Source organism: Chamaesiphon sp. OTE_75_metabat_556, assembly GCF_031378165.1.
GTDB lineage: Bacteria > Cyanobacteriota > Cyanobacteriia > Cyanobacteriales > Chamaesiphonaceae > Chamaesiphon.
Genome location: NZ_JANNDR010000137.1, coordinates 1 through 7,714, shown reverse-complemented (window position 1 = coordinate 7,714; position 7,714 = coordinate 1). Strand labels below are relative to the sequence as shown.

The following is a 7,714-nucleotide window of genomic DNA, read 5'->3' as shown; positions in this document are numbered from 1 at the left end:
AGTGCGCAGGTATGAGTGGATGTCTGAAAAGTCAGAACCTACACTGGCAGCCTGATCGTAATGCCGATCGGCACACTCATATGGCTGGTAAGACTTCATCGTCTTTGGATAACCGACAAGCCCAGTTTAACTACCATCAGGTCTATTATCAATTAGGGGTACAAGCTTTCCCCATCAAGGATTGTAGCTCTTAGCATTCGATCGAACCGCTCCTGCATAATAGCTCAGTAGCCTGCTGCTGTAGACTTTGCAACACTAGCGGTGATTTCCAGTCGTCAGGCTTCTAGTTGAAACCCGCCACAACTTGATCGCAATCGATACAAACTAAACTGGTAGAATATTGGCGATTCAATATCCATTTCCAGACTCCCACCACTACCACATGACCCACTCCAACGAAGATGCCACCCGCGTGCGGGTTTTAAGTGAAGCGTTACCATATATCCAAAAATTTGCGGGACGCACTGTGGTGGTTAAATATGGTGGTGCCGCAATGAAAGATAGTGCCCTCAAGGATCGAGTGGTTAGAGATCTGGTGTTTATGTCCTGCGTGGGGATTCGTCCGGTGCTGGTGCATGGTGGTGGGCCAGAAATTAATAGCTGGCTGGAAAAACTGGGGATCGAACCGCAATTTAAAGATGGCTTGCGCGTAACTGATGCGGCGACAATGGATGTCGTCGAAATGGTCTTAGTCGGACGAGTGAACAAAGAAATTGTCTCACTGATCGATCGATCTGGTGGTAATGGCGTCGGCTTATGTGGCAAAGATGGTAATCTGATCGTCGCCCGTCCTGACGGTCGCGAAGGGATTGGCTTTGTGGGTGAGGTGAGCAGTGTGAATGTAGATATTCTCAATACACTGGTCAAGAGCGGCTATATTCCCGTTGTGTCGAGCGTCGCTGCCGACGATAACGGTCAGGCTTATAATATCAATGCCGATACGGTGGCTGGTGAAATTGCTGCCGCACTGGGAGCTGAAAAACTGATCTTGATGACTGATACTCCTGGATTGATGCGCGACTTCAAAGATCCCAGTACGCTCATTCGTCAGTTGGATATCCAGGGAGCACGCGCGTTGATTGCTGATGGTACCGTCAGCGGTGGGATGATTCCCAAGCTGACCTGTTGCGTGCGCAGTCTGGCTCAAGGGGTCAAAGCAGCACATATTATCGACGGACGCTTGCCGCATTCCCTCTTGTTGGAAATTTTCACCGATAATGGTACTGGTTCGATGATTGTGTCGTCAGCAACTCGCTAACGCGGCGAATCGATCGAGCCAAGCAAATTCCCTCCCCATCGACAATCGAAATGACTTTCGATACTGACTATCAATTCGGCCAAATTGCCTTCGAGCGCGGTGAATACCGCCAAGCTGTCGGTTATCTACTTGCCGCTATCGCTCAAATCCAACCGAATACCCAGCTTGGTGGCGAGGTGCAGGTGTGGCTGGTCACTGCTTTTGAAGCTGCCGGGCAACTGAGCGAAGCCAAAGCTCTGTGTCAGAAACTCGCAAACCATCCCAATCTCGATACGCGGCAAGCTAGTAAAAGGATGCTGTATATCATGCAGGCTCCAGATTTGGTGCGCAAAGATGAGTGGCTGACGAAGATTCCCGATTTATCGCATTTAGAAGATGGGAAGGGAAATGTGGCGGTAAATAATCGATCGATCTCACCACCGCCACCAAAAAAACTATCGCTAGAAGAACGCTACGCACCGATCGATCTGAGTCAAGTCAATACGCAGGATAATAATTTCATCTCAATCGCGCTGATCTTGACAATGGTGACACTCGGAGGGTTGTGGCTACTGGCAAAGGGATAGAATTTGCACTGTCCTCTGGACTCCGACATTAAATTGACACCACTGCCATAAGAGAGACCCCTACACAATTGAAATGTGGGGGTGCAGCTTGTGGGTACCCACAGAGCTGCGCTACGACTTAAAGGCTATGGTTTACCAAGAAAATCCATTTTGCCTAGCTCTACTCCCGAATGTCGGAGAATATTATAGGTAGTTGTGGCATGGAAATAGAGATTAGGCAAAATAAACGAAATTAGATAAGGCATTCCGGCCATCTTGATCGAGTGTTTGCCCATCGGTAGGGTAATTTGCTTTTGCTCCGAGCCATCAATTTGAGCTGGAGTTAAAGTTTCTAAATAAGCGATTGTCTGCTTAAGGCGATCGATTAATTGGGTAAAAGTTGTCTCATCATCAGGCATCCCTGGTGCTTCCAATCCTGCTAGTCTAGCTGCTCCTCTTCTGGTGATGTCAGAGGCAATTTGGATTTGTTTACTCAACGGGTACATATCAGGGGACAAGCGACTATTAATCAGTACCGATGGGTCGATTTTTTGGGCTTCGGCATGAGCGGCACCTTTTTCGAGGATATTAATCAGGTTATGCAAGCAGCTAATGATTGGCGGCACGGATGCCTGATACATAGAAATAGTCATGGTTTATTGCTGTGGTTGAGGACTGCTCGATCGTATTATCTATCGATTTGGGTGGTTTTCAATATCCTCCTCCACAACCTTTGAGTTGAAAACGGCCGAAATAATTCAAGCTGATGGCAATCTCGGTAGATCTTTATCTTTAGTCCCAAATTGGAGTAGTACCAGACCCACCAAAAATCCGATAATTAACCCCGAAAAGTGACCGACAATACTTGTATGTCCATTGGTACGATCGAAGACATATTGTAAAACGACACTAAATAATACCGTCTGAAATTGCTGCCGAGCTGCTGCGACTTTAGATTTGCGCCAACCACTGAGGTGAATCGCCCCCATCGTCCCCAACATCCCCATAATCGCGCCAGAAGCGCCGACAGTAGTATTGGGTATCATCAATTTCGTATCGATATAGACAATCGCCGCCATCGAACCAAATCCGGCCAGTAGATAGGCAAACAGGTAACGCCCAGAACCCAGACGATGTTCGACAAATTTCCCCAGGTAAAATAAGCCCAGCATATTCAACCCCAAGTGAACGATGCCCATATGGAGAAAGTTAGCCGTAATAATCCGCCACCATTGACCGGCTAAAACTAGTGAAGCAGTTAGCCCGCCCCACAGATTGAAAGTTGCATCTTTATCCCCAGCCCACAAATTGGTATTAAAATCTTGATTGCCAGTTTTCAGTTGCCACAATAATTCCACGCCGAAAACTAAGATATTAATCGCAATTAAAGCATTGGTAACTGGAGTTGCAGCATCGATCGGTGTCTGACTGGTATATCTGGCATCTTGTCCGACTGTAGCTTCTATCTGGGCGACAGCTTCCCAGTCAAATTGATTGAGCTTGGCCAAATCTGGTAACGGTTGGGACAATCGCCAATCGATATCTTGCTCGATACAGCTATCGTGAGTCTCGTGTCGAAGTTGAATCAGTTGCTCTGTCGCGTTCTCGACATCGCCTGCGGCTAACTCCGCCGTACTTATCCAAAATTGATGGACATCCGCAGATTCTGTTGCCAGCAGGCTTTGGCATGATTGCTCTACCACCTCTACCCGCCCACAGTAGGCCAGAACATACATCTTGAGGATATTTAGCGACTGACTATTAATCTGACCGCTACGATCGAGTTTAGCGACCTCTGCGATACATCGCCGTAAATCTCCAGTTTCCGCCAATGCCCGCAAGTAATAGACCAATATCATGCCGCGATTGCCCAATGCCACTCCCAGTTCGCTCGATGGCAATCGCAATTGGGTCATTTGCTCCTGCATCCACACAATATACTCCTGCCAGCGATCGGTAGAACGGTACAATAAAGCAGTCGCAGACCGACTGAGATCGGTTGGTTTGCTCGATTTTTTACCCGCAATATTGCCAGGTTGATATCGATCAAAAATTGCGTGCGCTAGATCCAATTGCCCCGCCTGCGCCAACGCAATGCCAGCCAGCAAATGATGATATGTCCACATCCCATCTGTCGGTATCAGCCACCTCAGCCGCCGTGCGAGTCTACTGGCGGCTAAATATTGCGAATTACGGACTAGAGATTCTAGTCGGCGCAGCATCATCATCGGAAATAACACTAAGCCAATCCACACCCCAATACCGATCTTCATCATCAGAACGGGTTGATAATACCAACTCATTGATAAGATAATCAGCACGACGATCGCGGCAATTTTCAGGCTAGAATTACTCCGCGATGTCGGTAGTAAGATCGCCAAACAGTAAAAGATTGCAATCTGTACTAAAACAATATTGGTAAAATTCATTAGGCGTGAACCATCGATATTTACGTAGATACTTACTATACTAGCTAAATCTCTAGCTTCGCTATCGATCGACTATTCCCTCACCCTCTCTTGCTCATGATTTGTGATTGGTCGATTGGCGATTTACCTGGCTTAAGTCAGCCCGAACGCATCTTGCTCGAAACATTGGGGATTACCACAACCCGACAACTGCTCGCTGCCGCCCCAGATGCTGCGACCAAACAGCAGTTAGCTGCTAGTCTCGGTGCCAAGATTCAATACGTCAATAAACTCTTAGCCCTAGCCGATTTAGCGAGATTGGCCGGAGTCGGCTGTCAGTACAACGGGTTATTACTGCATACGGGGATAATTTCGGTCAAACAACTATCTCAAATGCCCGCTCACAAAATCCATCAACAACTACTCAAACTCCACGTTGCCACCCTCCAACGCCGCGATCTCTGCCCCAATCTCGCTCAAGTTCAAGGTTGGATAAAACAAGCAGGGGCGATAGTTGATAGTTGATAGTTGGGAGTGAATGGTGATTTAGAAAGACGCAAGCGTCTTAAAGCCTAAAGCCTAAAGCCTAAAGCCTATTTCTTCGCCAATACTCCATTCAAAAAGATATCCGCCAAGCCTTCGGCCATTTCCTTCATGTCCTGAGGGCTGGCACCTGGTTGGGTAATTGTTTCGTGACTAAAGCCAGCCACGACAAACATCCCCAAAAATACCTGGGCAATCACGCGAGGATTCATCCGTCGATAGACACCTCGCTCCATTGCTGTTTGGAAAAATGCTTCGGCGACATCGGTCATTTTTTCCACGACTTCCGACTGAATGCGATCGCGTAAATCTTGATGTAGTTGGACTTCCATAAAACAGACCCGCATCATGTCATAGTTATCGCCCAACCGCAACATCCGTTTGTACATGACATGGGAGATGGCTTCATAGCTAGCCATCTCACTCAGTTCCGTTAACAACTCTGTCAGCAAATCGATCCAGCCATTGGTGGCGACTTCAACTAAGATTGCTTTTTTATTCGTAAAATGTCGAAACAAAGTGCCTTCAGCAATTCCGGCTTTTTCGGCTAATTCCTTGGTTGTTGTACCATCATAGCCGTTACGCGCAAATAGCTTTTGAGCTGCTTGGAGAATCTTGTCATGGGTATTTAGCTCCGGTTTTTGTTTGCTATGAAATATCTGCATAAATACCCACTACGATCGAATGCCTACAAATGGAATCCCTACATCATTGTGCTCATAGAATTGTAGATTAGCTCGTTGCTTTACAGTTCGTTAGAGATAGTTACCTGTGTTTACGATCGCGATCGACAAATCGCTTTTAACTTTAAGTTTCTTCATGAAGAGTTGGGAGCGGGGAATGCTTGTTTCCATATTCCCTACTAAAGCCTAAAACCTAAGGAACGATCAACACCGGACATGGTGCTAGCGAGATCGTCCGACTGGCGACGCTTTCGGCGACGTGTTCCAAATCCACTCCGATGCCGCGACTACCCATGACGATCAGATTGACATTGAGTTCGTCAGCCACATCACAGATCGTAAACGCGGGCTTACCTTCCCGCTGCATAATTTCAGCAGCGATCCCACGTTGGGCAAATAGCTCTTGCACCGAGTGTAGTAGTCTGTCGATCGCTTCTGGCGACTGCATCACCGGATCTTCGAGGACTTCGGCGTCTAAATCTGGCGTCTCGACGACCGACAATAAAATCAGCTTGCTTTGATATTTTTGTACCAGATCGATCGCGACCGCAATTGCTTCTTGGGCTTCACGCGAGCGATCGAGCGGAAAGAGAATTTTGTTAAACATATACTGAGGCTAAATAATAGTAGCTCTTATCCTCTTACTACCCTATTTTCGATCCGCAGCTCTAACTCGATCGAGATTAGTAACAAATCTACACGGGTTTTCCGGTAGAATTATGAGACGGCAGAGCTAAATGTTTTCTTTAATACAGTACAAATATTCGGTATTACTAAATTTTCTCAGCTTTTATATCAAAACAAAATTAACCACGATCGTTTTTAAGGAGTTTCACCAGTGCCTAAGAAGTCCATTGCCAGTCTATCCGCTGCCGATCTCACAGGGAAGCGCGTTCTCGTTCGTGCTGATTTTAATGTCCCTGTAGACGATGCGGGTAACATCACCGACGATACCCGGATTCGGGCTGCGCTACCCACCATCAAAGATCTGACTAGCAAGGGTGCAAAAGTGATCCTCAGCAGCCACTTCGGTCGTCCCAAAGGTGTGGATGAGAAATTGCGCCTGACACCAGTTGCCAAGCGGTTGTCGGAGCTATTAGGCCAAACTGTGGTCGCATGTAAGGACTGCATCGGTGATGAAGTCGCCAGCCAAATCGCGGCGATGAGCAATGGACAAGTTGCACTACTGGAAAACGTCCGCTTCTACCCCGAAGAAGAGAAAAACGATCCCGAATTCGCCAAGAAGCTAGCGGCTAACGCGGACTTATATGTCAACGATGCATTCGGTACTGCTCACCGCGCTCATGCTTCGACAGAAGGCGTTACTAAATATCTGAGTCCTTCGGTGGCTGGCTACTTGATCGAAAAAGAATTGGAATATCTCCAAAACGCGATCGAGAGTCCTAAAAAACCACTAGCAGCGATTGTCGGTGGTTCTAAAGTATCGAGTAAAATCGGCGTGATCGAAACTCTGCTCGACAAATGCGACAAATTATTCCTCGGCGGCGGGATGATTTTCACATTTTACAAAGCACGCGGTTTGAATGTTGGTAATTCGCTCGTTGAAGATGATAAATTAGATCTCGCGCGCGCGCTCGAAGCCAAAGCAAAAGAAAAAGGCGTTGAATTTTTATTACCAACCGATGTTGTCGTAGCTGATAAATTTGCTGCTGATGCAAATGTTCAAATCGTCAATGTGAACAACATTCCCGATGGTTGGATGGGCTTGGATATCGGCCCTGATTCGATTAAAGTTTTCCAAACAGCTTTAGCTGACTGTAAGACTGTAATTTGGAATGGCCCGATGGGTGTATTTGAGATGGATAAGTTCGCTGCAGGTACTTTTGCGATCGCTAATACCTTGGCTGAAATCTCCAAAACTGGTGCGATCACGATTATCGGTGGTGGTGACTCAGTTGCTGCTGTCGAAAAAGCGAATCTGGCCGACCAAATGAGCCACATTTCGACAGGTGGTGGTGCTTCTTTAGAATTGCTAGAAGGTAAAGTTCTACCTGGGATTGCAGCATTAGATAATGCGTAACTTCGAGATCGCGATTCGATCGTAATTTTTTGATAAATATAGCCCTGGCTGTTGGTTAAGTCAGGGCTATATTTATGAGCGATCTCAGTCGCCAGTGATATTGAGATGTTTCGATCAACTGCTACTTTGACATGCTATAAACTACTTTGGTATTGCGCCGAACAATTACCCAATCGACAATTCATCGAAATTTGGGATCGTTAATTGATTAGATCTGGCACTTCATGAACTCCTGA

General features: G+C 46.8%; 10 protein-coding genes. 6 read left to right on the top strand and 4 right to left on the bottom strand.

Annotated elements, in window-relative coordinates; genetic code table 11:
• The 3 genes from RMO27_RS05895 to RMO27_RS05885 all read left to right on the top strand — a co-directional run.
• Positions 1–194: hypothetical protein (locus tag RMO27_RS05895; protein ID WP_309730430.1), on the top strand; the 194-nt coding region annotated here is incomplete at its 5' end.
• Between the two features lie 188 nt (positions 195–382).
• Positions 383–1,258, top strand: coding sequence for an acetylglutamate kinase (gene argB / locus RMO27_RS05890; protein WP_309730427.1), 876 nt, complete (start codon positions 383–385; stop codon positions 1,256–1,258).
• A gap of 50 nt (positions 1,259–1,308) precedes the next feature.
• Positions 1,309–1,824 (top strand): tetratricopeptide repeat protein, encoded by a 516-nt coding sequence (locus RMO27_RS05885; protein WP_309730424.1) that lies wholly within the window; start codon positions 1,309–1,311, stop codon positions 1,822–1,824.
• A 125-nt stretch (positions 1,825–1,949) separates the two neighbouring features.
• On the opposite strand, the gene RMO27_RS05880 is transcribed toward RMO27_RS05885, so the two are convergent.
• Together RMO27_RS05880 and RMO27_RS05875 are read right to left on the bottom strand one after the other, a co-directional pair.
• Positions 1,950–2,456, bottom strand: coding sequence for a DUF1993 domain-containing protein (locus RMO27_RS05880; RefSeq protein ID WP_309730421.1), 507 nt, complete (start codon positions 2,454–2,456; stop codon positions 1,950–1,952).
• A gap of 105 nt (positions 2,457–2,561) precedes the next feature.
• A complete protein-coding gene (locus tag RMO27_RS05875) occupies positions 2,562–4,232 on the bottom strand; it encodes a rhomboid family intramembrane serine protease (protein WP_309730418.1) in 1,671 nt (556 codons plus the stop codon).
• Between the two features lie 96 nt (positions 4,233–4,328).
• Here RMO27_RS05875 and RMO27_RS05870 point away from each other — a divergent pair, with 96 nt between their 5' ends.
• On the top strand, positions 4,329–4,736 hold the full coding sequence (locus RMO27_RS05870) for a DUF4332 domain-containing protein (RefSeq protein ID WP_309730415.1): 408 nt from the start codon (positions 4,329–4,331) through the stop codon (positions 4,734–4,736).
• Positions 4,737–4,804: 68 nt separating this feature from the next.
• Here the strand turns inward: RMO27_RS05870 and RMO27_RS05865 are convergent, their stop codons facing one another.
• The gene (locus RMO27_RS05865) at positions 4,805–5,419 is read right to left on the bottom strand and encodes a TetR/AcrR family transcriptional regulator (RefSeq protein ID WP_309730412.1); all 615 of its coding nucleotides are present in this window, start codon (positions 5,417–5,419) and stop codon (positions 4,805–4,807) included.
• Positions 5,420–5,630: 211 nt separating this feature from the next.
• The gene (locus RMO27_RS05860; protein ID WP_309730409.1) at positions 5,631–6,044 is read right to left on the bottom strand and encodes a universal stress protein; all 414 of its coding nucleotides are present in this window, start codon (positions 6,042–6,044) and stop codon (positions 5,631–5,633) included.
• 231 nt (positions 6,045–6,275) lie between these two features.
• Here RMO27_RS05860 and RMO27_RS05855 point away from each other — a divergent pair, with 231 nt between their 5' ends.
• A complete protein-coding gene (locus tag RMO27_RS05855; RefSeq protein WP_309730407.1) occupies positions 6,276–7,478 on the top strand; it encodes a phosphoglycerate kinase in 1,203 nt (400 codons plus the stop codon).
• 105 nt (positions 7,479–7,583) lie between these two features.
• On the top strand, positions 7,584–7,682 hold the full coding sequence (locus tag RMO27_RS23745) for a hypothetical protein (RefSeq protein ID WP_396133619.1): 99 nt from the start codon (positions 7,584–7,586) through the stop codon (positions 7,680–7,682).
• The last annotated feature ends 32 nt before the right edge of the window (positions 7,683–7,714 follow it).